The organism is Staphylococcus sp. CoH_129_LAB_1 (assembly GCF_058191515.1).
Genome location: NZ_JBXWKZ010000013.1, coordinates 14,152 through 39,196 on the forward strand (window position 1 = coordinate 14,152; position 25,045 = coordinate 39,196).

General features: G+C 30.3%; 22 protein-coding genes and 1 pseudogene. 10 read left to right on the forward strand and 13 right to left on the reverse strand.

All coding sequences use genetic code 11. From position 1 onward, the window contains the following. Positions 1–218 precede the first annotated feature (218 nt). The 4 genes from AC2FB1_RS05480 (at position 219) to AC2FB1_RS05495 (ending at position 4,461) form a co-directional block, all read left to right on the forward strand. Complete coding sequence (locus AC2FB1_RS05480; protein ID WP_490674277.1) at positions 219–1,085, forward strand: DMT family transporter; 867 nt, start codon at positions 219–221, stop codon at positions 1,083–1,085. Positions 1,086–1,095: 10 nt separating this feature from the next. Further along, positions 1,096–1,596 (forward strand): preQ(1) synthase, encoded by a 501-nt coding sequence (queF, locus tag AC2FB1_RS05485; RefSeq protein ID WP_002449091.1) that lies wholly within the window; start codon positions 1,096–1,098, stop codon positions 1,594–1,596. Between the two features lie 307 nt (positions 1,597–1,903). Continuing rightward, complete coding sequence (locus AC2FB1_RS05490) at positions 1,904–3,409, forward strand: S-Cys-Gly-3M3SH uptake peptide MFS transporter (RefSeq protein ID WP_490674278.1); 1,506 nt, start codon at positions 1,904–1,906, stop codon at positions 3,407–3,409. 128 nt (positions 3,410–3,537) lie between these two features. Further along, complete coding sequence (locus AC2FB1_RS05495; RefSeq protein ID WP_490674317.1) at positions 3,538–4,461, forward strand: diacylglycerol/lipid kinase family protein; 924 nt, start codon at positions 3,538–3,540, stop codon at positions 4,459–4,461. 48 nt (positions 4,462–4,509) lie between these two features. On the opposite strand, the gene AC2FB1_RS05500 is transcribed toward AC2FB1_RS05495, so the two are convergent. From AC2FB1_RS05500 to AC2FB1_RS05525, 6 genes are all read right to left on the reverse strand, one after another. Beyond that, on the reverse strand, positions 4,510–5,046 hold the full coding sequence (locus AC2FB1_RS05500) for a 5' nucleotidase, NT5C type (protein ID WP_490674279.1): 537 nt from the start codon (positions 5,044–5,046) through the stop codon (positions 4,510–4,512). 94 nt (positions 5,047–5,140) lie between these two features. Beyond that, on the reverse strand, positions 5,141–6,196 hold the full coding sequence (hisC, locus tag AC2FB1_RS05505) for a histidinol-phosphate transaminase (RefSeq protein ID WP_490674280.1): 1,056 nt from the start codon (positions 6,194–6,196) through the stop codon (positions 5,141–5,143). Positions 6,197–6,332: 136 nt separating this feature from the next. After that, complete coding sequence (locus tag AC2FB1_RS05510; RefSeq protein WP_490674281.1) at positions 6,333–7,847, reverse strand: ABC transporter permease/substrate-binding protein; 1,515 nt, start codon at positions 7,845–7,847, stop codon at positions 6,333–6,335. Continuing rightward, positions 7,844–8,806, reverse strand: a complete 963-nt coding sequence (locus AC2FB1_RS05515) for an ABC transporter ATP-binding protein (protein WP_490674282.1) — start codon at positions 8,804–8,806, stop codon at positions 7,844–7,846. The genes AC2FB1_RS05510 and AC2FB1_RS05515 overlap by 4 nt, the downstream gene beginning before the upstream one ends. 195 nt (positions 8,807–9,001) lie before the next feature. Then, a complete protein-coding gene (recQ, locus tag AC2FB1_RS05520; protein WP_490674284.1) occupies positions 9,002–10,780 on the reverse strand; it encodes a DNA helicase RecQ in 1,779 nt (592 codons plus the stop codon). A gap of 13 nt (positions 10,781–10,793) precedes the next feature. Then, positions 10,794–12,674 (reverse strand): ABC-F family ATP-binding cassette domain-containing protein, encoded by a 1,881-nt coding sequence (locus AC2FB1_RS05525; protein ID WP_490674285.1) that lies wholly within the window; start codon positions 12,672–12,674, stop codon positions 10,794–10,796. A 111-nt stretch (positions 12,675–12,785) separates the two neighbouring features. Here AC2FB1_RS05525 and AC2FB1_RS05530 point away from each other — a divergent pair, with 111 nt between their 5' ends. Both AC2FB1_RS05530 and AC2FB1_RS05535 read left to right on the forward strand, forming a co-directional pair. After that, on the forward strand, positions 12,786–13,604 hold the full coding sequence (locus tag AC2FB1_RS05530; RefSeq protein ID WP_490674286.1) for a ZIP family metal transporter: 819 nt from the start codon (positions 12,786–12,788) through the stop codon (positions 13,602–13,604). Between the two features lie 171 nt (positions 13,605–13,775). After that, a pseudogene (locus tag AC2FB1_RS05535) lies at positions 13,776–14,064 on the forward strand (helix-turn-helix domain-containing protein); the annotation flags it as partial. 326 nt (positions 14,065–14,390) lie between these two features. On the opposite strand, the gene ltaS reads toward AC2FB1_RS05535, so the two are convergent. From ltaS to AC2FB1_RS05565, 6 genes are all read right to left on the reverse strand, one after another. Continuing rightward, entirely contained in the window at positions 14,391–16,328 is a 1,938-nt protein-coding gene (ltaS, locus tag AC2FB1_RS05540) for a polyglycerol-phosphate lipoteichoic acid synthase LtaS (protein WP_490674287.1), read from the reverse strand. A gap of 392 nt (positions 16,329–16,720) precedes the next feature. Further along, the gene (locus AC2FB1_RS05545) at positions 16,721–17,725 is read right to left on the reverse strand and encodes a 5-oxoprolinase subunit C family protein (RefSeq protein WP_490674288.1); all 1,005 of its coding nucleotides are present in this window, start codon (positions 17,723–17,725) and stop codon (positions 16,721–16,723) included. Further along, positions 17,725–18,429, reverse strand: a complete 705-nt coding sequence (locus AC2FB1_RS05550; RefSeq protein WP_490674289.1) for a 5-oxoprolinase subunit B family protein — start codon at positions 18,427–18,429, stop codon at positions 17,725–17,727. The genes AC2FB1_RS05545 and AC2FB1_RS05550 overlap by 1 nt, the downstream gene beginning before the upstream one ends. A gap of 300 nt (positions 18,430–18,729) precedes the next feature. Next, complete coding sequence (locus tag AC2FB1_RS05555; RefSeq protein ID WP_490674290.1) at positions 18,730–19,338, reverse strand: aminotransferase class IV; 609 nt, start codon at positions 19,336–19,338, stop codon at positions 18,730–18,732. Beyond that, on the reverse strand, positions 19,339–20,481 hold the full coding sequence (locus AC2FB1_RS05560) for a chorismate-binding protein (RefSeq protein WP_490674291.1): 1,143 nt from the start codon (positions 20,479–20,481) through the stop codon (positions 19,339–19,341). Continuing rightward, the gene (locus tag AC2FB1_RS05565; RefSeq protein ID WP_490674292.1) at positions 20,465–21,058 is read right to left on the reverse strand and encodes an anthranilate synthase component II; all 594 of its coding nucleotides are present in this window, start codon (positions 21,056–21,058) and stop codon (positions 20,465–20,467) included. The genes AC2FB1_RS05560 and AC2FB1_RS05565 overlap by 17 nt, the downstream gene beginning before the upstream one ends. Before the next feature lie 332 nt (positions 21,059–21,390). Between AC2FB1_RS05565 and queC the strand changes: the two genes are divergently transcribed. The 4 genes from queC (at position 21,391) to AC2FB1_RS05585 (ending at position 23,913) form a co-directional block, all read left to right on the forward strand. Beyond that, the gene (gene queC / locus AC2FB1_RS05570; RefSeq protein WP_490674293.1) at positions 21,391–22,062 is read left to right on the forward strand and encodes a 7-cyano-7-deazaguanine synthase QueC; all 672 of its coding nucleotides are present in this window, start codon (positions 21,391–21,393) and stop codon (positions 22,060–22,062) included. A gap of 2 nt (positions 22,063–22,064) precedes the next feature. After that, on the forward strand, positions 22,065–22,484 hold the full coding sequence (gene queD, locus AC2FB1_RS05575; protein WP_490674294.1) for a 6-carboxytetrahydropterin synthase QueD: 420 nt from the start codon (positions 22,065–22,067) through the stop codon (positions 22,482–22,484). Continuing rightward, positions 22,484–23,200, forward strand: coding sequence for a 7-carboxy-7-deazaguanine synthase QueE (gene queE / locus AC2FB1_RS05580; RefSeq protein ID WP_490674295.1), 717 nt, complete (start codon positions 22,484–22,486; stop codon positions 23,198–23,200). The genes queD and queE overlap by 1 nt, the downstream gene beginning before the upstream one ends. Positions 23,201–23,304: 104 nt before the next feature. Continuing rightward, on the forward strand, positions 23,305–23,913 hold the full coding sequence (locus tag AC2FB1_RS05585) for a hypothetical protein (RefSeq protein WP_490674296.1): 609 nt from the start codon (positions 23,305–23,307) through the stop codon (positions 23,911–23,913). A 44-nt stretch (positions 23,914–23,957) separates the two neighbouring features. Here the strand turns inward: AC2FB1_RS05585 and AC2FB1_RS05590 are convergent, their stop codons facing one another. Further along, positions 23,958–24,926, reverse strand: a complete 969-nt coding sequence (locus AC2FB1_RS05590; RefSeq protein ID WP_490674297.1) for a glycosyltransferase family 2 protein — start codon at positions 24,924–24,926, stop codon at positions 23,958–23,960. Positions 24,927–25,045: the final 119 nt, after the last annotated feature.

Below are 25,045 nucleotides of genomic sequence, written 5' to 3' on the forward strand. Positions count from 1 at the left end.
CTAACCATTTATTTAAAAAATAACTTATTTTAAATATTAAAAGCCGAATAAATTCTTATGAAATAAATAAAATATTCAACGTACCTTCTATTACAAAAAAGAACGTATGTTCGCAATCATTATAGTTTTTCTTTTTCATCTTTGCAAGTACTTATGCACCCACAAATAAATTATGCTAATATATAGACGTTAAATTTTTATAAATGAGGAGATATACTTTGAATCCTAAGGTAAAAGGTATTATTGCTATTTTAATTTCTGCTATTGGTTTTAGCTTCATGTCTGTTTTTTTTAGACTAGCCGGAGACTTACCTGTATTTCAAAAATCTTTAGCACGAAATTTAGTAGCCATGTTTATTCCATTATTTTTCATAATAAAATATAGGCAACCTATATTTGGTAAAATGAGTAGTCAACCACTTTTAATTACTAGATCGACGTTAGGTCTTATTGGGGTATTGCTAAATATTTATGCTATTGATCACATGGTATTAAGTGATGCTGATACTTTAATGAAGCTTAACCCTTTTTGGACTATTTTATTAAGTTTAATATTTTTAAAAGAGAATATTAAAAAGTATCAAATTATAGCTATGCTAATTGCTATTTTTGGTATGTTATTCATTGTTAAACCAGAATTTTCTTCAACTATGTTCTCTTCTTTAGCCGGTTTATTCTCAGGTATCTTCGCTGCCTCTGCATATACTTGTGTACGAGCATTAAGTAAACGTGAAGCACCTTACACTATTGTATTTTATTTTTCATTATTTTCAGTCATCGTTCTTATTCCTTTTTCTATTGCAACATATGAACCTATGACAAAGTTACAAATTATATATTTATTAGGAGCTGGATTATCAGCAGCAGTGGGACAAATTGGTATTACATTAGCATATAGTTTTGCTCCAGCAAAAGACATTTCTATTTTTACTTATGCTTCTATATTATTTACTGCATTATTTGGCTTTATATTATTCGGAGAAACACCAGATTTCTATGCATTTATAGGTTATATCGTCATTATTGGCGCTAGTTACTTTATGTTTGAAAAAGCACGTAGACAATCTAATACATCTAAAAATTAGGAGGAAAATTATGACACAAGGTCGCAATAAAGAAGAATTACAAGATATTACATTATTAGGCAATCAAAACAATAAATATGAATTTGACTATACACCTCAAGTACTCGAAACTTTTGATAATAAACATCAAGGAAGAGATTATTTTGTAAAGTTTAATTGCCCAGAATTCACTTCCCTTTGCCCTATCACTGGACAACCTGATTTTGCTACAATTTATATTTCATATATACCAAATATAAAAATGGTAGAATCAAAATCACTAAAATTATATTTATTTAGTTTTAGAAATCATGGTGATTTTCACGAAGATTGTATGAATATTATCATGAATGACTTAATTGACTTAATGGATCCTCATTATATAGAAGTGTGGGGTAAGTTCACGCCACGTGGAGGTATTTCAATAGATCCATATACAAATTATGGTCGTCCAAATTCTAAATACGAAAAGATGGCCGAACATCGTTTAATGAATCACGATATGTATCCTGAAAAAATAGATAATCGATAATCGATAAAATGTTTTTTAACTCCTTTTATTTTTACTAATATAATATAAAAGGAGTCATTTTTATTTTAGATTTTTTAAATAAACTATTGCGATTTATTAAATTAAAGCGTATTTTAATATTATCGCTAAAATTTATAAAGATATAAGTTCATGAGCAACAAAAACTTTTATTTTTATAAGTTATTGTATTTTATTTGACTGAAAATTCTAAAAATTTATATTTTTAAGAAATTCTTGTGAGATTTAATTGTACAATCTTATTTACATAGTAATCAGTCATATTAGGAAAGAAAGGAGTGGGACGTTTATGACAACAAAAAACGCCCATGAAGAAACAATTCAATCTATACCTCAAAAAGGATTTTTTGGTCATCCAAATGGACTAGGTGTTCTCTTTTTCGTAGAGTTTTGGGAAAGATTCAGTTACTACGGTATGCGTGCGATGCTCATATTTTATATGTATTTCGCAATACACCAAAATGGATTAGGTATTGATCAAACTACAGCAATGTCGATTATGTCAGTATATGGAGCACTTATTTACATGTCTTCTATTCCTGGCGCATGGATTGCTGATAGAATTACAGGCACACGTGGTGCTACTTTATTAGGTGCTGTACTTATTATTATTGGACATATCTGTTTAAGTTTACCATTCGCTTTATTTGGTTTATTCTCATCAATGTTCTTTATTATTATCGGATCAGGTTTAATGAAACCTAATATTTCAAATATTGTAGGTCGTTTATATCCTGAAAATGATACACGTATCGATGCAGGTTTCGTTATTTTCTATATGTCTGTTAACTTAGGCGCATTAATTTCACCTATCATACTGCAACATTTTGTAGATATACGTAATTTCCATGGTGGCTTCCTTCTTGCAGCTATTGGTATGGCATTAGGTCTTGTTTGGTATTTGTTATTTAATAGAAAGAATTTAGGTAGTGTTGGAATGAAACCTACTAATCCACTATCTAAAGAAGAAAAGCGTAAATATGGAATGATTATCGGTATCGTAGTAGCAATTGTGATTATCGTATTATTAGTTACATATTATACCCATACACTTTCATTCGATTTAATTAGTAATACTGTATTAGTTCTAGGAGTAGCTTTACCAATCATTTACTTTACAACTATGCTTCGTAGTAAAGACGTTACCGATGTAGAACGTTCTCGAGTTAAAGCATTTATACCTTTATTTATTTTAGGTATGTTATTCTGGTCAATTCAAGAACAAGGTTCTAACGTTTTAAATATTTATGGTTTAGAACGTTCTGACATGCAACTCAACTTATTTGGTTGGACAACTCGATTTGGAGAAGCCTTATTCCAATCTATCAATCCATTATTTATTTTATTATTTGCACCAGTTATTTCTATGATTTGGTTGAAAATGGGTAAAAAGCAACCTTCTTTAGCTATTAAATTTAGTATTGGTACATTACTAGCAGGTTTATCATACATTCTAATTGGATTAGTTGGTTTAGGTTATGGACATACACAATTCTCAGTTAACTGGGTTATTTTATCATATGTAATCTGTGTTATTGGGGAACTTTGTTTATCACCTACAGGTAATAGTGCTGCTGTTAAACTTGCACCTAAAGCATTTAATGCCCAAATGATGAGTGTATGGCTATTAACAAATGCTTCAGCGCAAGCAATTAACGGTACATTAGTAAAATTAATTAAACCACTTGGTCAAACTAATTATTTTATTTTCTTAGGTACAGTTGCTATTGTTATTACTCTTATCATCTTAGTTTTCTCACCTAAAATTACAAAAGCTATGAAAGGCATCCACTAATTAAATACAAAATAGTCAAAGAAACTTCTAGTTATGAAATCTAGAAGTTTCTTTTAATTATATATTTAAAATTATAACATTCAGGGTAAATATTTATAATATCATTTTAAATGAAAGTAGGTTTAACTATGGAGCAACAGTATAATCATGGGGTGCTATTTTACCATGAACATAGCGGACTTAAAGATATATATGATGGATTAGGAGAAGTCGCTAAATCACTAACTCAGTTATGTAAGCATCTTTCAATACAATTAAGTGAAAATGAAGGTGACATTGAAAGATATTGTAAAGAAATAAAAGATTATGCTTATAGTAATGATATCGATATCGTTTTTATATTGGGGGGAGACGGTACAGTTAACGAATTGATTAATGGGGTGATGAAATATGATCTAAACCTTCCTATAGGTATCATTCCAGGAGGAACATTTAACGATTTTACTAAAACATTAAACTTAAATCCTGACTTCAAAAAAGCTAGTGAGCAATTATTGTCTTCACATCTTGAGTCATATGATGTTATGAAAGTAAATGATAATTATGTACTTAACTTTGTCGGGCTAGGACTTATTGTACAAAATGCTGAAAATGTTCAAGAAGGACGTAAAGATATCTTTGGAAAATTAAGCTATGTTGGTTCTACTGTAAAAACGCTCATGAATCCCGAACATTTTGACTATACATTGGTAATAGACGACAAAGAATATAAAGGAAATACGTCTATGCTAGTTATAGCAAATGGACCTAATATTGGTGGCAGTCGTATTCCACTCACAGACCTTTCTCCACAAGATGGAAAATTAAATAGTTTTATATTTGAACAACAAAGTTTTAGTATTTTAAATGATATTTTTAAAAAAAGAGATAGCATGAATTGGAATGAAATTACCGAAGGAATTAATCATATTCCAGGTTCTCACATAACATTACGTACTGAACCAAATATGAAAGTAGATATTGATGGAGAAATTAATTTAGAAACACCTATCACCATTGACGTGTTCCCTAAAGCAATCAATATCCTTACTTTTTCGAATGATGAGTATTAATCAAAAGGTATGTATGAATTCTTCAAGCTTCATACATACCTTTTGACTTTAATTATTATTTAAAAACATTGCTTCTGCATCTTTCCAACCATTAACTCGTTTAAAACGTGTTTCATTTATATTATGTGCAGCCGTAAAGATAATAGGTTCTCCTTCAAAAATTTGAAGCTGACGAGGATTATCATCTATTAAATAATCTGTTTTAACAATATTTTTTCTTCCACAAAAAATAAAATGCTGTGGATCTAAAAATGGAAAATATTCTAGTAACCATTCATATTTATCATGAAATGAGGTAGGTACATCCATTGCTGCTGTAGCAATATATACATCATAATGCTCATTAAGTTTTTCCACCACCTCTTGAGCATGTGGTATCACTTTAAGATGTCTAAAAAACTCTGGAGATCTTAAAATATCTCTTACTAACCCATCATGTTCAGGAATCATATGGTTTAATTTGTGACCATTTAACGATTCCATCGTAATTCCTAATTTAGTTTCAATATTAACTGCTTCAATAATTGCACCTAAAGTATCTGCTAATACTTCATCCATATCTATTGCTATAGATTTACGTGCCATGCTATCACTTCCTTAATTATCTTTTGCACATTTTCAAAGTATAGCAAAAAACCTTTAATTCGTCATGAATCGTAATTAAAGGTTTTTCCTTAGTTTAATAATTAAATTGTTTTAATACTTCAATCATTTTATTATTTTGTTCTTCAAATCCAATTGTAATACGTACTCCATTAGGAAATGGTCTAGTGATACAGCCAACGTTTAATAATTCATTATACAATGCTTGTGGCTTATCTGTTACTACAAATACAAAGTTCGTTTGACTAGGTAAAAAGTGTTTACTTTGTTCAATGTTATAAAACTTTTCACGTTCCTTTGCATTTTTTCTAATAATCTCTTTTAAATAATCTTGATCCTCTAAGGCTGCAATCGCTGCATATTCTGAAATTCGTGTCACATTAAATGGCGGACGAATGATATTCCATTTTTCAATGGCTTCATTTGTTGCCACAACATATCCTACACGTAAACCTGCTAATCCATATGCTTTAGAAAATGTTCTTAATAAAAATGCATTATCAAAGCGTTCTTGTAGTTTTAATGTATCAGGATAATCTTCAGCAGTGACGAATTCGAAATACGCTTCATCAATTAAAACTGGCACATGATTTGGAACACGTTCCAAAAATGACTCCAATTCATCATGACTAAAATATGTACCTGTAGGATTGTTAGGATTACATAACCATACTAATGAGGTATCAGAATTAACCTTTTTTAAAATTCCTTCCAAATCAAATCCACCATTTTTTAACGGTACTTTTATAACTTCAGCTGATTCAACAATCGCATTATGATAATATTGTCCAAAAGTAGCTTCACTTGTCACAATTTTATCTCCCGGTGTTAAAACTGCTCTAGAAATCATGAGTATTACTTCATCTAAACCTGCGCCAAATAAAATTCGAGATTCATCAACATTTAAATGTTTACTAATTGCTTTTCGTAATGATGGAGATCCTGTTTCCGGATAGTAAAATAACTCATCTAAGTGAGCTTCAATTGCTTCTTTTACACGAGGTGATGGTCCATATAAATTTTCATTCGATGCTAGTTTATATAACTCACCTTCTATACCAAATTTTTCTTTAAGTGCTTGCGGTGATAACCCAGGTTGATATGCCGATAATTGTTGTAATTGTTGTTTCATTTATTATCACTCCTATATAAATTAAGTTACTTTCCTTTTTCACTTATTAATTAAAATAGTACCATAAATTATCCATTTATACTTTATGTGATAAAAAAACTCATAGATAAAATTTATCTATGAGTTTTTTACAAATTTAATGTACTAATTCTTCTTTTTCTAAATATTGTTTAGCAACTTTATATGGATCTTCATTTTTCACTGTCACTTTATAATTCATTTCTTGCATTTGTTCATCCGTAATTTTATTTGATAATTGATTTAAAGCTTTTTTAATTTCCGGATGTTCTTTTAGAAACTTTTCTTTAAACATTGGAGCACCTTGATAAGGTGGGAAAACATGTTTATCATCTTTAAGTACTACCATGTCATATTGTTTTAATTCAGCATCTGTAGAATAAGCATCAATAAGATTAATGTCGCCTTTCTCTACTGCTGTATAACGTAGTTTAGGTTCCATTTGTTTAATATTAGAAAGATTCAAGTTATATTTTTTAGCTACTGCTTTATAACCATCATCTCTATCTTTAAATTCCATAGTAAACCCTGGTTTAAGTTGATTTTGTACTTTACGTAAATCGCCAATTGATTGTAAATTATTTTTTTTAGCAAAATCTCTTTTGACTGCTAATGCATAAGTATTATTGTATTTCATCGGTTTAAGCATTGTCATATCATATTTTTTCTCTAAACTAGATTTAGCTTGATGGTATACATCTGCTTCTTTTTTCGATTTCAAATCTTCTTTAGTCAACTCTCCTAATACTGTTCCTGTAAATTCTAAGTAGCCATCAATATCGTTCGATTTTAACGCGTTAAATAAGAAAGAAGTTTTCCCCATACCGCTTTTCACATTAACCGTATCATTGGTTTCATCCTCAATTAATATTTTATACATATTAGTAATAATTGAAGGTTCAGATCCTAACTTACCTGCCATTGTGATTGTTGAACCTTGTTTTCCAAAAAGAGGAACAATAATGACAAGTAAAATAATCAATATAATCATAGCTAATGTGATAAGAAGTTTTTTATATGATAATTTCGTCATATATCGAAGAATAAAATCAAATAAAATAGCTAATAGTGCAGCTGGAATTGCTCCAATTAAAATTAAAGCTGTATTATTACGATCAATACCTAATAAGATTAAATCCCCAAGACCACCTGCTCCGATTAATGCTGCTAATGTAGCTGTCCCAATGATGAGCACCATAGCAGTTCGTATCCCTGCCATAATGACCGGCATCGCAATCGGTAATTCAACTTTAGTCAAACGTCTCATAGGTTTCATACCGATACCTTTCGCCGCTTCTGTAAGTGATGGATCAACTTCTTTGATACCAGTATATGTATTTCTCAAAATAGGTAATAATGCATAAATGACTAATGCAATAATAGCAGGCACCTTTCCAATACCAAAGACTGGAATCATTAATCCAAGTAAAGCAAGAGAGGGAATCGTTTGTAATACCGCTGCAATATTCATGACAATTTCAGATAAACGTTTTGTTTTAGTTAACGCAATACCAAGTGGTACTGCAATTAGAATTGCAATGAATAAGGCGATAAAAGAAATTTGTATATGCTCAAAAATCGTTCTTAGTAATTCTCCTTTACGATCATTAAGCGTTGTTAAAAATTCATTCATACCTGAACCTCCTTGTCATTGTCAGATAGATATTTGAATACATCTTCTCGCCTTAATAATGACTGTGTTGAGGTATGCGCATTCTCTACAATAACTGCTTCATGTTGAGCAAGTGTTCCATAAATTTCATGTAGTTTCATGTTATCTTGCACAATTGGATATCCTTGTTGTTTATCATATTCAGTAATCGTTTTTGTAAGGTTTAGATTAGAAATTTTTGAGTTATTAATATCTTTATGTAAATGATTTCCCATAAAATCTCTAACAAATTGATTTTTAGGATGATTTTGGAAGCCTTCAGGTGTGTCAATTTGTTCAACTTGACCATCATTTAATAAACAAATACGATCTCCTAATTTCATGGCTTCTTGTATATCATGAGTTACAAAAACAATCGTTTTTTTAATCTTAGTTTGTAATTTCAATAAATCGTCTTGCAGTTTTTCTCTACTAATAGGGTCTAATGCACTAAAAGGTTCATCCATTAATATTACAGGTGGATCAGCTGCTAACGCTCTTACTACACCTACACGTTGTCGCTGTCCACCTGATAATTCATTCGGTTTACGATCTCGGTATTTCTTTGGATCTAGTCCTACCATATTTAATAGTTCATCTACGCGTTGATTAATCTCTTTGTCTTTCCATTTTTTCATTTGAGGTACTTGTGCAATATTTTCTTTAATTGTCATATGCGGAAATAATGCGATTTGCTGTAGTACATATCCGATATCCCAACGCATTTCATAAACTGGATAGTCACTAATCGGCTTATCTTTAAAGTAAATGTATCCCTCACTTAACGGAATTAAATGATTAATCATTTTTAAAGTCGTGGTTTTTCCACAACCTGAAGGACCGATTAAAATAAAAAATTCTCCTTCATTAATTTTAAAACTTATATTATCGACTGCAGTATTTGTTCCATAACGTTTTGTTACATTTTTAAATTCAATCACTTTTTCACCCTCAATCACTTCACATTACTATAAATTTTATATTACTTATTCCCTATTAAATCATGTTTACTAATAAATTCATACTTAATTGATTTAAATACTATTAATAATTAAATATACAAAAAATAAAACAGCTCAAAAATATATATAATCTTTCTAAGCTGTTTTTTTATATAGTAACTAAATTTAACTTTATTAAATATTCGTCTTATATGATTGAATTTTTTCAAGGAACTTAGGACAATAATGCTTTAATTTGTAACTTCCTACTCCGTCTATCGTAATCATTTCTTGTTTAGATTCTGGCTTACGTTTTGCAAATTCTTCTAATGTGTAATCAGAAAAAATACTCACGGGTGCAATATTTAACTTTTCACTTAATTGACGTCGTACTTCTACTAATTCACTGTATAAAGTACGGTCAACTCCTTCTACTGTATTAATGAAAACTTTTTCTTTACTTTTATGTTTAAATGGCGTCGTATAGACTTTTACATTATCATTTAACAGCTCTTTAACACGTTCATCACACGTAAGAATTCCATTATATTCATTTAAAAATCCTTTAAAACGTAATTCGTCGATTAAATGACTTAACTCTGAAGTAGTGTAATCTTTCATCAAACCATGTGTTGTAAGTTGATTATAATCGTTATATTTAATATAATCACTTATTTCTCCACGTAACACTTGAATAATCACTCTATAATTTTCTTGTTGACGCATTCGGGCAATACAGCTAATAATCATCTTAGCTTCATTTGTCATGTCATAGGTTTTATTCTGTTGAATACAATTACTACATTGCCCGCATTCTTCTAAACGTTCATTCGGTTCAAAGTAATGAACAATTGTCGCCTCTAAACACTTTTTTGTTTTTGTATATTGAATCATCTTCGTCAGTTTCTCGCCCATTTTATCTTTATAATCATCATCTGCTTGCGAAACAGTGATAAAATACTCATGCAATCCCTTGTCTCTTTCACTAAACAGTAGAATACATTCACTTTTTAAACCATCTCGTCCTGCACGACCTGCTTCTTGATAGTAAGATTCAATATCTCCTGGCATATTATAGTGAATGACATAACGCACATTAGATTTATCAATTCCCATACCAAATGCATTAGTAGCAATAACGACTTTAATTCGATCATATACAAAGTCATTTTGAGCTTCTTCTCTTTCTTTATTTGTCAAGCCTGCATGATAAATGGCAGAAGAAATTTTTATAGATTCTAAAGATTCTTGTAATTCCTCTACTTGTTTACGTGTAGAACAATAAATAATACCTGCTTGGTCTTGATGTGATTTAACATAATCAGTAACAAACTTTTGTCTTTGATAAGTAGGATTTACTTTAAAGATGAGATTACGTCGCTTTGTACTTGTTTTGACTTCATCCTCTTTTTGGATATTTAATTTTTCCATAATGTCTTGTTGGACTTCAGCCGTCGCTGTAGCTGTCAGAGCTACAATTGTAAAATTTTGAGGTAGTGCAAATACTTTCTTTATAACGCTTTGATAACTCGGTCTAAAATCATGTCCCCATTTTGAAATACAGTGTGCCTCATCAAAGGCAATTAAATTTATATTAATTCGACTAAGTAAATTTAAAAAATAATTATTTTCAAATCGTTCAGGTGCCACATATAAAAATTGAATGTTTCCATTTATTAAATCATCTTCAATTTCATTTTGTTGCTTTTTGTTTAAACTACTATTTAGATAGGCAGCTTCAATACCCATTGCTTTTAGTTGATCCACTTGGTCTTTCATTAAAGAAATTAATGGGCTTATAACTATTGTTGTACCACCTAACATTAAACCAGGCACTTGATAACATATAGATTTACCTCCGCCTGTAGGCAAGACCCCTAATACATTATGATGATTTAATATTTTAGAAATAATCTCTTTTTGCCCTGGTCTAAATGTATCGTAACCAAAATAATGCGACAATGTTGCTTCCATACTTACATTCCCCTTATTGCTCTTTTATTTCTTCTAATTCACTCCATCTCGTGATGTCAGCATCATATGATTGCTCTAGGTGTTCTTTTTCTTCATTTAATTCTTTTATTTTAGCATAGTCTGTGCTCGCTTCTATCATTTCATCATCAATTTGTTCTAATCTAAGTTCTGTCGTTTCAATACGTTCCATTAATACTTCATACTCGCGTTTCTCTTTATAAGACAATCCCGTCTTTTTACGAACGTTTGATTTAGGTTTAGATTGTTGAGCTTGTTTTTCAAGCGTATCCTGTCGATCTTTTTCTTTTTTGTAGGCCTCGTAATCTTCGAATGTTCCAATAATACGTTCTAATTGGCCATCATGAATATACCAGTATTCTTGTGCTACTTTATTTAAAAAATAACGATCATGACTTACAGTAACTACGGATCCTCCAAATGTACCAATATAGTCTTCTAAAATCGTTAATGTTTCCGTATCAAGATCATTTGTTGGCTCATCAAGTAAGAGTACATTAGGTTGATGAACGAGTAATCTCAATAGATATAAACGTTTTTGCTCTCCACCGGATAATTTATAAATCTTTTTACCGTGAGTAGCACTCGGAAATAGAAATCGCTCTAATAATTGAGTAACTGAAACTGACGTACCATCTTTTTCTTTTGCTACTTCACTTTCTTCTCTCAAATAGTCAATCATGCGTATATCTCTATCCAAAGTTTCTTCTGTTTGTTTAAAATAAGCTATTTTTACAGTTTGACCAACTTTTAGTTCTCCAGAATAATCAGTATCATCTTGATTTAAAATGTTTAACATTGTGGTTTTGCCTGCGCCATTTGGACCAACAATACCAATTCTTCGACCACTTTGAATGATTTCTGTTACATCTTTGAATAAAGTTTTATTTTGAATCTTTTTCGTTAAATGATCTAATTCAAATACTTGTTTGCCTAATCTAGAATAAGCAAGATTTAGCTGACCTTTATCTTTTTGATGATGCGATTGAACTTCTGTCTCTAAATCATTGAAACGATTAATTCGTGCTTGTTGCTTTGTTGTTCTTGCCTTTGCACCCGCACGCATCCATGCAAGTTCTTGTTTATAGAGTGCTTTTTGCTTTTCTTGTTGCTTTTGTTCAATCACTTCATTTTCTGCTCTCATGGCAATATAATCTTCATAATTTCCAGGATAAGATTTAAGTTTTCCTCTATCTAATTCCACAATACGCGTAGCAATCTCATTTAAAAAATAACGATCGTGTGTAACAAATAAAACTGTATGTGGATATTGCTTAACATAATTAATTAACCAGTTAATTGATTCAAAGTCTAGATGGTTTGTAGGCTCATCTAGTAATAACAAATCAGGTTGTTCAATAAGCGTCTTAGCTAGGACCACACGTTTTTGTTGTCCCCCTGATAATGCCTTAACTTTTTTAGCGGTATCATTAATACCTAACTTTGATAAAATAGTTTTAATTTCAGCATTGTAATCCCAAGCATGATGTTGGTCCATGAGTTCTTGAGCCTCCATCATTTTATTAAAATTTGCATCGTTTTGATGTACTGTATATGTATTCACAGCTTCTTCATATGTTTTAATAATACGTAAAGTATCCGTATCTGAACTTAGAACAGCTTGAAATACTGTCATATCGCCATCTAGATTTTGCTTCTGTGAAGAATAACGAATACGATACTGATTAGGATGAGTTATATCTGCTGAAAAATCTTCATCTAAACCACCAATGACTTTTAATAAAGTACTTTTACCAGTACCATTTATGCCTACAAGTCCAATTTTTTCATGTTCAGAAATAGAGAGATTTAAGTCATCAAAAATAACTTTATCAGCATATGATTTATTTAAATGTTCTATTTTATACGCTTCCATATTTCTACTTCCTTTTTAATATCGAAATTTTAATATATTTCTGATAAGCTTAATTCAGTTCTATATATTATACACCTTTTTAAGGCTAATTGATATAAGGAGAAGATAGATATGATAGACTTTTTCGAAAATTCACCGCCTTATTTACAAGCACTTATTGCTGGTATTGTTACATGGTTATTAACTGCATTAGGTGCTGCTGCAGTCTTTATTTTTAAGACTGTAAATAATAAAATCCTAACTTCTATGCAAGGTTTTGCAGCTGGAATTATGATTGCTGCAAGTTTTTGGTCTTTGTTGCAGCCTTCAATTGATTATGGAAAAGATAGTCACTTACCCGCTTGGTTACCTGCTGCGATTGGCTTTATTCTAGGTGGTGTGTTTATTAGAGGTCTCGATGCAGTCATTCCACATATACATCAAAAAATTGGCGATAAAAGTCAATATCGAGAAGGCGTTAAAACTTCTTTAAGCAAAAATGCTTTACTAGTATTAGCCATCACGCTACACAATATTCCAGAAGGTTTATCAATTGGCGTAGCATTTGGTGGAATTGCAACTGGCAACGGACAAGCTACTTTTTTTGGGGCGCTTGGTTTAGCTATTGGAATTGGTATACAAAATATTCCAGAAGGAGCTGCTTTATCTATGCCAATCAGAGCAGCTGGTGCAACACGTTTTAAAGCTTTTAATTATGGTCAAGCCTCAGCAATAGTAGAACCTATTTTTGCAACCATAGGTGCCATTGCAATTATTTTTATAACTCCAGTACTACCTTATGCATTAGCTTTTGCGGCAGGAGCGATGATCTTCGTAGTTGTGGAAGAACTAATTCCTGATTCTCAATCAGGTGATAATACAGATTTAGCTACATTAAGCTTAATGCTTGGTTTTACAATAATGATGATATTAGACGTATCATTAGGATAATTACATTAATCTGAGACACTTATGTATGTCTCAGATTCTTTTTTATTGATTATTTTATACAACTATAAAAACCCGTAGATGGAATTTTGGACTGACCCCAATGAGTGGGAATGATATAAAAACACTTTCGTTGAATTCATATTAAAATGAATCGTGTGGAGGTGTTTTTCTATGAAAAGAATTTCTTATTCAGTAGAAACAAAGTATAAAGCAGTTGAAATGAAAGCAGCAGAATTTTCAACAAAAGAAATTATGAAAGAATTAAATATTAGAAATAGAACACAAGTGGAAACTTGGTGGCGATGGTATCGAAATGGGGAAAGTTATAGATTTTCACAACACGTTGGTAAACAATATACCTACGCTAAAGGATTAGAAGAGCTGTCAGAAGTAGAACAATTAAAATTAGAAAATAAGAGAAAAGATATAGAATTGGATATTAAAAAAAGTACAAGGCATTATCAGAAGTATGTCCCAAAAGGGAACACCTGCCGATAACGCCCCTGATAGAAAGTTTCCATTCCTCGCTAAAGTCTGAAACTTTTTACATCAATAATCGCTTAATAACTCTAATCATATTGTAATAGATATTGTCGAAAAGTACATTAAAAACTATTATAGTAATCGAATTCAACAAAAACTAGGCTACTTGTCCCCTGTAAAATACAGAGAATTAGCAGCCTAGAACATAGTGTTTTTATTAAGTTCCCAGTTTAAGGATTCAGTGCTATTTATCTACGGTTTTTTGCCTAGAATGTATATTCTACATACTCTCTAAATATTAAATTATTTTTGATTTCCATTAGGACCAGTTTTGTAGTCGTATTTAGATGGATTTATTTTTTTAAAATCTGGATTATTATAGAATCTGAATAAGTCACCGTTTAACACATCGTCACTCATTTCTAAATCTTTTTCCACCTGTTTTTTATTTTTTTCTAAATCTTTAGGCGGTGTCGTTATCAATTCATTATTTTTATTTGAATATACTTTACCATTCACAAATTTATAATCTTTTGTAATAAAATCGCCATTACGGAATGGAATCACATCATTATGATCTTTAGATAGCATATCTGTACCGAACATTAAGTAATTTTTAGAGTCAATACCAACTAAATGTAGGATAGTAGGCATGACGTCTATTTGTCCAGCATATGTTTCATCTACAGTACCTTTTTTACCAGGAATTTTCAACCAAAATCCAGTGCGATTTAAATCTGTAAATTTAGCTGGTGTGATTTGCTCGCCAAGTAATTTTTCCATTGCATTATTATGGTTTTCAGAAATACCATAATGGTCACCGTAAATCATAATAACTGAATTATCGTATAATCCTTTTTCTTTCAAATCATTAATGTACTGTTCTAAAGCTTGGTCTAAGTAATGCGCCGTTTGAATATATCCATCTACAGTAGAATCGCCTGTATTAGGTTTATCAATACTTGCATCTTCTGAGTTTAAAGTAAAAGGATAATGATTCGTTAATGTAATTAAATGAGAGTAAAATGGTTGTTTCATCTTAGATTGATATTCTGCTGACTCTTTAAAGAATGGCTTATCTTTTAAACCTAAGTTCACGATATTTTCATCTGACATATCATAATATGTTGCATCATAAAATTTATCTATACCAAAATGTTTATAAATTTGATCACGGTTCCAAAATGTTTTGTAGTCCCCGTGCATAACATTAGATGTATAACCCTCTTTTTGATCTAAAATTGCTGGTAAAGATTGATATGTGTTATCTCCTTTTAATGAATAAGCAGATCCTTGCGGTAAACCATACAAACTATTATCCATTGTAAATTCTGAATCAGATGTTTTACCTTGTCCTGTTTGGTGGAAGAAGTTTGGATAATATCTAAAATCATCGTTACCAGTAGACAATTTATTTAAGAAAGGTGTAACTTCCTTACCATTTACTTTTTTATTAATTAAAAATGTTTGGAAACTTTCCAAATGTATTTTTATGATATTTTTCTTCTTAGCAATACCATAATATTCAGGGTTTGGCTCTGCATTTCTTTGTTTCGTATAATTTAAAACACGAGTTAAGTCATCTTCAGAAGCCAATGCTTTTTGTTGGTTATTTTGAATCGTTTTAACACCGTCATATACAGTGAAATTATAAGGTCCTAAATATTTAACTAAATATTTGTGATCAAAGGTACGTGTTAATAATTCGGGACGATCAGTTTCAGCAAAAGCTAAATTTAAGAAGAACAATGCCACTGATGCTGCCATCACTACTGGTACAAATTTTTTACTAAAAACACGTTTATCTAACCAATTTTGTTTAAATATTAAAATAAATAGATAAACGATGGTATCTATGAAATAAACGAAATCATACCACTTAAATGAAGCACCTACTGCACCGCCCATTGATTCAACGTTACTCGCCTGATTCAATGTGCTAAATGTTAAGAAGTCAGAAAAGAATCTAAAATAAACAACATTTGCATATAGTAAAAATGTTAATAAGAATCCTCCGATAAAAATAAACCAATATGCTTTTTTACCTTTAAAGAACAAAAAGATACTTAAAATAAGCGCAATTAAACTATATGGATTCATCAATAGTATTAAATTTTGAACTAATCCTTTAACACCTAAAGAAAAATCGACATAGTATGAGAAATACGTTTTCAATGTCACTGTAAATACAGTCAACAAGAAAAACGCAAAAAGACTTATTTTTCTTTTGTGTAAACTCATGAATGTTTCCTCCGTTTATAGTTTTTCAAATACGGCCATTTACGAATGCTACTGTTAAAATTTAATATATTTTCAAACCAATTAAATTTTTTATTTATCATTTAATAAAGAATACATTTTTTAGCACTACATTTAATTGTTAACTATTTATTAAAAAAGTGCAATTTTTGTAATGTTTTTGTAATAATAGTGCATAGTTCAATATATAAATATAAAGTATTTTTACTCACTTATCAAGAAAAAGCTTAAGTTTAGCCATTTCAATTATGTAATTAGTCATTTTTAAACTGATTGCTATATTATAACGCCTAACCTATTTGATTTAATCGGACTATAGTCCTATACCTTCACAAAAAACAACTTTGAACTATTAATATTCAATATTTATGTCTTTATTTTAACATTTCCAATTGCATTCTATATTCGATACCGTGGAATAATTGATTCATCCAATTACTAAACTTCACAGTATTTTTTTCAGCCGTTTCAATATCTATAAATTGAAATTTCAAACGAGATCCTTGAGGTTTTTGAGCAAGTTTAGTCAAGTGATAACTTGCTATGGTGCCTATTTGTGGATAACTTCCAATAGTATAATGATCATTTAATAAAATAATAGGTGTACCGTCCCGTTTCACTTGAATAGTGCCTTTTTTTACAGGTTGATACTCTGGCATATCTTCATAATATGCCTTGATACTAGGACCTTCTAGTAACATCCCTACACGATTAGCCTTATTCGTTACTTTGTACTCTCCATGTATGAATTTTTGTTGCGTATCAGCATCAAAATCATTTGTCCCTTTATTAGCTATGACATGAAATACGTCAGAAACATAATTAAACGATAAAGCATAACCATCAATCCCCCAATTTGTTGTCCGCTGATATGCTAAATTTTCAAAAAGTTTACGATGACGTGATGTATAATGACGTTTCATTTCAATTTCATCGCCTTCTTGAAGTATTCTTCCATGAAACCCTCCAACACCAACGTTTAAATCTGTTGAAGCTGAATTTAACCAAGAATCTAATTTAAATCCTCCTCCGACAGCTAAATAAACACGAGATGTTGTACTCGTTTCTTTGAAAGTCAACACTTCCCCTTTTTCTACTAAATACAGTTTATAGGGTTTAATTTGCATGTTTTCTGTATATGCTTTAAAGCGATAACCTGTTAATGCGATTAAAGTAGGCTCTGTGAACCTAATTTCAGCCATAATATGTGTCATTTCTAAAGTAGCTTCGTTTTTGTCATTTGCCACAAGGCGATTCGCAATTTCATGTCCTAATGTGTCTAATGCACCGCCAGGGATTACTCCTGCATATTCATAACCCTTCCGTCCAAAGTCTTGAAAAGTGCTAAAAAGTCCAGGTTTTTCTATTATAATTGACATTATTTGAAATCTCCTAATTCAATATCATTTGGATTTTTAGGATGAAATAAGATATTATCTCCTAATTTTAATAAATTAAAGTTGTCACGCTCTGGTGAGAATAATTTAACTGGGGTATAGCCAATAACTAACCAATCATTATATGTATCTGTCGTTACAATGCCACATTTTTTTCCCTCAATAATAACAGAACCTGCAGGGACTCTTTTTTTCTTCTGACTTGTATGATTAACATATAATTTTTCATTCATCCCTGTTAAATAAGGAAATCCTGGGGAGTAACCCATCATAGAGACAAAGTAATGTGCTTTTGAATGAAGTTGAATGAATTCCTCTTTGGATAAATGATAGTATTTTAATAAAGTCTCTAAATCAGGTCCAAATTGATCACCGTAAACGATAGGAATATTATGAAAGTGGCACGCTGTTTGTTTAGTTTCAATGCGCTCTAATTCAGTTTGAATTGAATTTACAAGTGCTTTCATATATTGAAATGGCGAAGAAATATTATGATGTTTAATCATATCTCGAGCATCATAACAAATCATCATATTAGATTCTGTAGGTACAATTTCGGTAATGAAGGGTAAATGTTTATTTAATAAATGTGTACGTACAGCAATTAAATTTTTAGTTACGTCTTCAGCGACTTCTTGTTCAATATCTATAATAATCGCTTGATCTCCCTGACTATAAATTTTCATTATTGCACCTCTTATTACGTTCTAAATTATTTGAAGCTATTTATTGATGATAAAATAGATTTAATAAATACGTAGCATATGGCATGATGGACTGTATTAAAAGATATACTAGTACAAATTGAAACAACACAGTCATTGTAACTACAAAACGCGATATCATGGTTAGTTTATGTTTCAAATATCGGTCGACTACATATTTACTTAAACTATTGAGTATTACTATAAGTATTAACCACAATAATGCCATAATCTTCTCCATCATTAACCAAATTAAATTTTACAATATCTATCAATTGTATTTTATATATAAATAGATACTTGAGCAACTTCACGTAGACTATTCAGTAAATAAACTTCTACTTCTTCTTTTTTCAGTTTTATCATTAATTCATCTTTAGTATAATCTTTTAACTTAAGTATATGACTGTCTAACAAACTTTCGCGCATACATCCTCGTAAAAAATCTTTATTATATCGCGGGGTGTAATAGTTTCCTTTTTCTTTAATCATAATATTTCCAATATCAAATTCTAAAATTTTACCACTATCATCATACAGTAATATCAAATCCGTTTCGTGATTATGGGCTAAGTATGCTCTTTCCGTTGTTTTATTTATAATGAATTTTTGTGGATAGTCACTGTTAGATTTTTTAAACCGTGCAGTAAAATTTTTTTTAGATGATAACGGCTGAATAACGTGAGTAAATTGTCCATCTTTACCAACTTCTACTTTCAAGCGATATAATCGATCGTTATAATCATGTTTTATGTTTTCAACATAACTAAACCAAGTATTCTCTGAAAAATGAAAATCTAATTGTGAACAAGAATGACATAATCGACGAGTATGATAGTTTAACCTTGGTATATTCCCATGTTCAAGTCGCATTGTTTCAAATAATTTCAATCATAACTCCTCCAATATTTTTGTTTTGTCTCGAAATTCTTGAACTTCATTTAATGGAATAGAATCAATGGTTATACCTGCACCTACGCCGTAAAGAGCAAGATTTTTTCGATATTCTACTGTTCTAATTGGAATATTAAAAATCATTTTGTCATCTGGTAATAATAAACCTATTGTTCCACAATAAATATATCGTGGACTGCTTTCTAAATTTTTGATATAAGTCATTGTACTTTGTTTAGGGGCACCAGTGATAGATCCACAAGGAAACATTGCTGTTAAAACTGAATTAAGAGATATTGCATCTTCTAGTTGCCCTGTTACCATACTTGTCATTTGGTATACTGTTTGATACGTTTCGATAAAAAACAATTTATAGACCTCGATGGTTCCAGTTTTTGAAATTCTTGAAATATCATTACGTAATAAATCAACAATCATTACATTCTCTGCTCTATCCTTATGAGAATACATTAATTTTTCATAATTCAATTGATCTTCTACACTATTTTTTCCACGTGGCATTGTTCCCTTCATCGGCTTACTCACAATAATATTTTCTTTTTCGTTAAACGTACCTTTTTGAAAAAATAACTCTGGAGAAATAGAAGCTACTTTTACTTCTTCAGTATCTAACAACGCTGTATAGTCGCCGTTATTGGCTTGAGTTAAATAGTTATATAAAACTGAAATAGGATAGTGCAACTTACTCGATAAACGAGTAGTATAGTTAACTTGATACGTTTCTCCTTCAGTAATAGCTTCTTGTATTTTAATAATTTTCCTTCTCATTTGTTCTTCACTTTCTTGAAATTGAAAATGATGTACAGAATGATATTGAATAGAATCTCTAGTATTATCAGGGGTTAACGGCTGATTAAATGCGTATGCAACAGCGTATACTTCATTTTCCATTAAGTGATACGTTTCTAATTGCTTATTAAAAAAAGGAGCTGATTCATAAGTTAAATATAACGCTACATAGTATCCGTTTTTCTGTTGTTCTTCAGCAAATTGAATGACTTCACCCACTTCTTCTAAAGAATAAGCAACTAATTTTGAAGTATATTGATCAAAATGCAAATAATAGTTGGTATAGTCATCTTCATTAGTATAATAACGGTAATTAAACGTAATATTCATGTGTTTTCCCTACTCTCTCTAAAAAATATTGAATCTGTTGATGACCATATTCACTTAATATAGATTCAGGATGATACTGTACTGCAAAAATAGCTAATGTATCATGTTCAAATGCCATCATAATACCTTCATTATTTGTAGCTGTAATATTTAATTGAGGGGGTAATTGTTGTGTATTTGCAATTAGTGAATGGTAACGCATAACTTTAAAATTTTGTGGTAATTGTTTGAATATCCCTTTACCTGTATGCGTTATAGACGTTGTATGACCATGAACAGGCTTTGGCCCATGAACAATTTCTCCTCCGTAATATTCATAGATGAGTTGAAACCCTAAGCAGATACCAAGTATAGGCACAAAAGATGCATATCTATCTAAAACGTTTTTCAAAATTGGATAATCACTTGGTTGTCCTGGACCTGGAGATATGACGATAGCTTCAATTGTTAATTCTTCAAGTAATGCTACAGTCACTTCTGTTACCTTTAATATCTCTACTTTATGAGTGGTTTGTGTTTTGATGTAATCAATCAAATTATATGTAAATGAATCATTATTATCTATGACTATAATCATAATTATTTCCAACCTTCAAACTAGTATATTTAAAAAGACATTTTATATATAAGCGCTTACTTTAATGTTCAATAAACTATCACTTGATTTTAAGATATGAATATATTAAGCTATCTATCGTATAATTCGAATATAAAGAGGTTCCTAGCCGAAACCCTCTATAAAAAACTAGACCTTTGGAGAAATGTATGCATATTATTTAATGTATATATGTTCTACATCTTTTAAGTCTATCTTTTTTATAGAGATAGGCTTTTTTTATATTTTATAACAAATATTTTCATTCCATTTCATCATAAATTAAAAATATTAACTTTTAAAGGAGAAACGTTATGCCAAACAGTGTTTTGAATTTAGAAAAAGCAATTGTTGTGTTTAGTGGAGGTCAAGATAGCACGACATGTCTTTTTTATGCCAAAAGACATTTTAAAGAAGTAGAATTAGTAACTTTCAATTATGGTCAAAGACATGATACTGAAATAGAAGTTGCTTCAAAAATAGCAAAAGAACAAGGCTTAAAGCATCATATTTTAGACATGTCTTTACTATCTCAGCTTACTCCGAATGCATTAACAAATCATGACATGAACATTGAGACAAGTGAAGATGGTATCCCAAATACTTTTGTTCCTGCTCGTAATTTATTATTTTTATCATTTGCAGGGGCGCTTGCTTATCAAGTTAATGCAAAGCATATTATTACTGGAGTATGCGAAACAGATTTCTCTGGTTATCCTGATTGTCGAGATAGTTTTATTAAATCTATGAATGTCACACTTAGTTTATCTATGGACAGAGATTTTGTTATTCATACACCGTTAATGTGGTTAGATAAAGCGCAAACTTGGGAACTCAGTGATGAATTAGGCGTCCTAGATTATGTGCGCAATAATACTCTTACATGTTACAACGGTGTTATTGGAGATGGATGTGGAGAATGTCCAGCGTGTAAATTAAGACAACGTGGACTTCATCAATATTTAGAACAAAAAGGAGATGCGTAATTATGATACAACAAGTTTATCCTTCAGTAAATCACCCTTATACATTCGAATTAAATAAAGACTTCAATTTTTCAGCAGCACATTTTATTCCTAGTGAAGATGCTGGAAAATGCATGAGAACACATGGACATACTTATTTTGTTAACTTAACTATTGTCGGAGATACACTTGATCATAATGGGTTTTTAGTTAATTTTAGTGACTTAAAACGCTTGGTTCATAATCAATTTGATCACTATTTATTAAATGATTTACCACAATTTAAAGATAAAAGTCCTTCTACTGAAGTTGTGGCACAGACGATTTTTGAAATCGTACAAGCTCATCTTAACATATGTGCCAATAAGCCAAAATGCGTACAAGTTTATCTACGAGAAACACCATCAAGTTATGTTGTATATCGTCCAAAGGAGATAAAATAATGCCTTCAAAAATACCAGTTTTAGAAATTTTTGGTCCTACTATTCAAGGAGAAGGACGAGTTATAGGACGAAAAACAATGTTTGTCCGCACAGCAGGATGCGATTATCGTTGTAGTTGGTGTGATTCAGCTTTTACGTGGGATGGTAGCGCTAAAAATGATATAGAGTTATTAACTGCTCAAGACATTTATAAGCGTTTAAAAGAGATAGGAGGCGAGCAATTTGATCATGTCACTATTTCTGGAGGTAATCCTGCACTAATTAAAGGAATTCAAGATTTAGTAGATTTATTCGAAGAAAAAAATATTTATACGGCATTAGAAACACAAGGCAGTAAATTTCAACCTTGGATGCGACAAATTAACGATTTAACAATTAGTCCTAAACCTCCAAGTTCTAATATGGTGCCTAATTTAGAAATATTAGATGATGTCATAAAGCAATGCATACCATCAACATTGAACTTAAAAGTAGTTGTTTTTGATAAGGAAGATTATCAATTTGCTAGAATGATTCATCATCGTTATCCTAATATTCCGTTTTATTTACAAGTAGGAAACCCCTATTTAGATGATAATGTGGAACATCATACTGAAAAATTACTTGGTCGCTATAAAACACTTGTAGACACAGTAATGAATAGTAGCGATATGAATCATGTGTATGTTTTACCTCAGTTACATACATTGTTATGGAGTAATAAAAAGGGTGTATAATTAGTAAATTATAATAGAATCATATTTATTAAGTGTTTTGAAATGATTAAGTGTATTTTAATTGCTATAATATTTTAATGAACTACACGTGATAGGAGTACAGCATGATTATATATGTATTTATTAATATAGCCATTACCATATGTGTTCTAGGCTTTGATTTGTATCACCATCATTTCAAACAACTAACATTTAACTCCGTTTTATTATCCATTGTAATCAATGCTATTATTAATAGTATTGCGATTGAAAAGTTCAATTTTATAACATTTGCTTCAATTATATTTTTCTTAAGTTGGACAATTTTACAATATTATTTAAATCGTAAACATATGCACTTAGTTATTTCAGAGTATAAATCTCTTGCGCTAATTTTTGCAATTATAATTAGTTGCTCATTATTTATCACTTTTGAATCTAGCGACCAATCAATCTATATGTCTATTCCTTATTTAGCTCCAGCTATATTCATTATAGGCTTAAGCATTGATTTCATAAGTACTTTTTCAAAAAATGAAATAAATCATTTTAAATTTTTAAGTAAGTTACAACATCCTATAATGATTGGTCATACAATTATTATTATTTCAATTGTACTTTTGACCTTATTAACGTCATTTTGGTATATCTTCATAATTATTTATGCTTTATTTGATATATATTTATTATGGCAACTAAAACATAATAATATTGAAAATAATTTAAAAAAATAAACATGTAAGAAGCTATTATGTAAGAGCTTTTACATGTTTATTTTTTATTTTTCGGCTACTACTTTTTCAATAGGTGTTTTTAAATTGGAAGCTTCCACAATATATTTTGGTCTTTGTTTTACTTCGTAATAAATTCGTCCAATATATTCACCAACTACACCAATAGACATTAACTGAATGCCACCTAATAACAATACAGCTGCTATTGTTGTAAAGTAACCTGGATGATTAATTCCATTCATTAAAATACCTATTAACAAATAAATAATATAAATGATGCTTAATCCAAAGATAAACATTCCAAGATATATCATTGCTCTCAGTGGTTTATTATTAAATGATATTAATCCATCAATCCCATAATTTAATAACTTGGTAAATGTCCATTTAGATTCTCCAGCTTCTCGTTCTACATTTTTATAAGTAAAGATCTTTGTATTATACCCTATCCATTCAAATAATCCTTTAGAAAATCGATTATATTCATTTAATGAAACAATTGATTTAACTGCACGTTGACTTAATAATCGAAAATCACCTACACCATCACTAAATTTAATATCTTCAACAAAGCTATTAATGAGCTTATAGTACAACTTTGACATTGTTTTACGTGCAACATTTTCACCACTACGGTCTCGTTTAGCGACAACTTGATCAAAACCTTGTTGATACATTTCAATCATTTTAGGTATAAATTCAGGAGGATGTTGTAAATCTCCATCAATCATTACGACTGCGTCAAAATTCACACTGTGTTGAAAACCAGCAATCATTGCTGCTTCTTTACCAAAATTTCGACTGAAAGAAATATATTTAACATGTTCATCGTATTCCGCTAAATTTTGTATATGCTCAATCGTATTATCTTTACTACCGTCATCAATAAATAACAAGTCATAATAATAACGACGAGTTTTACTATTCTCCGTCAAAATTTCAGTCAATCTATCGTAAGTTTTTTTTACGACTTTACCTTCATTGAAGCAAGGTATAATGACTCTGATTTTCATCTAATTACATCCTTTTCTACATTCTTTATAATATTGTATCAATAAAATCAATAAATATTCTACTAATAACCATGTAATTAACAAATAATTAACATTAACTCTAGCTTTTGTAATAATTT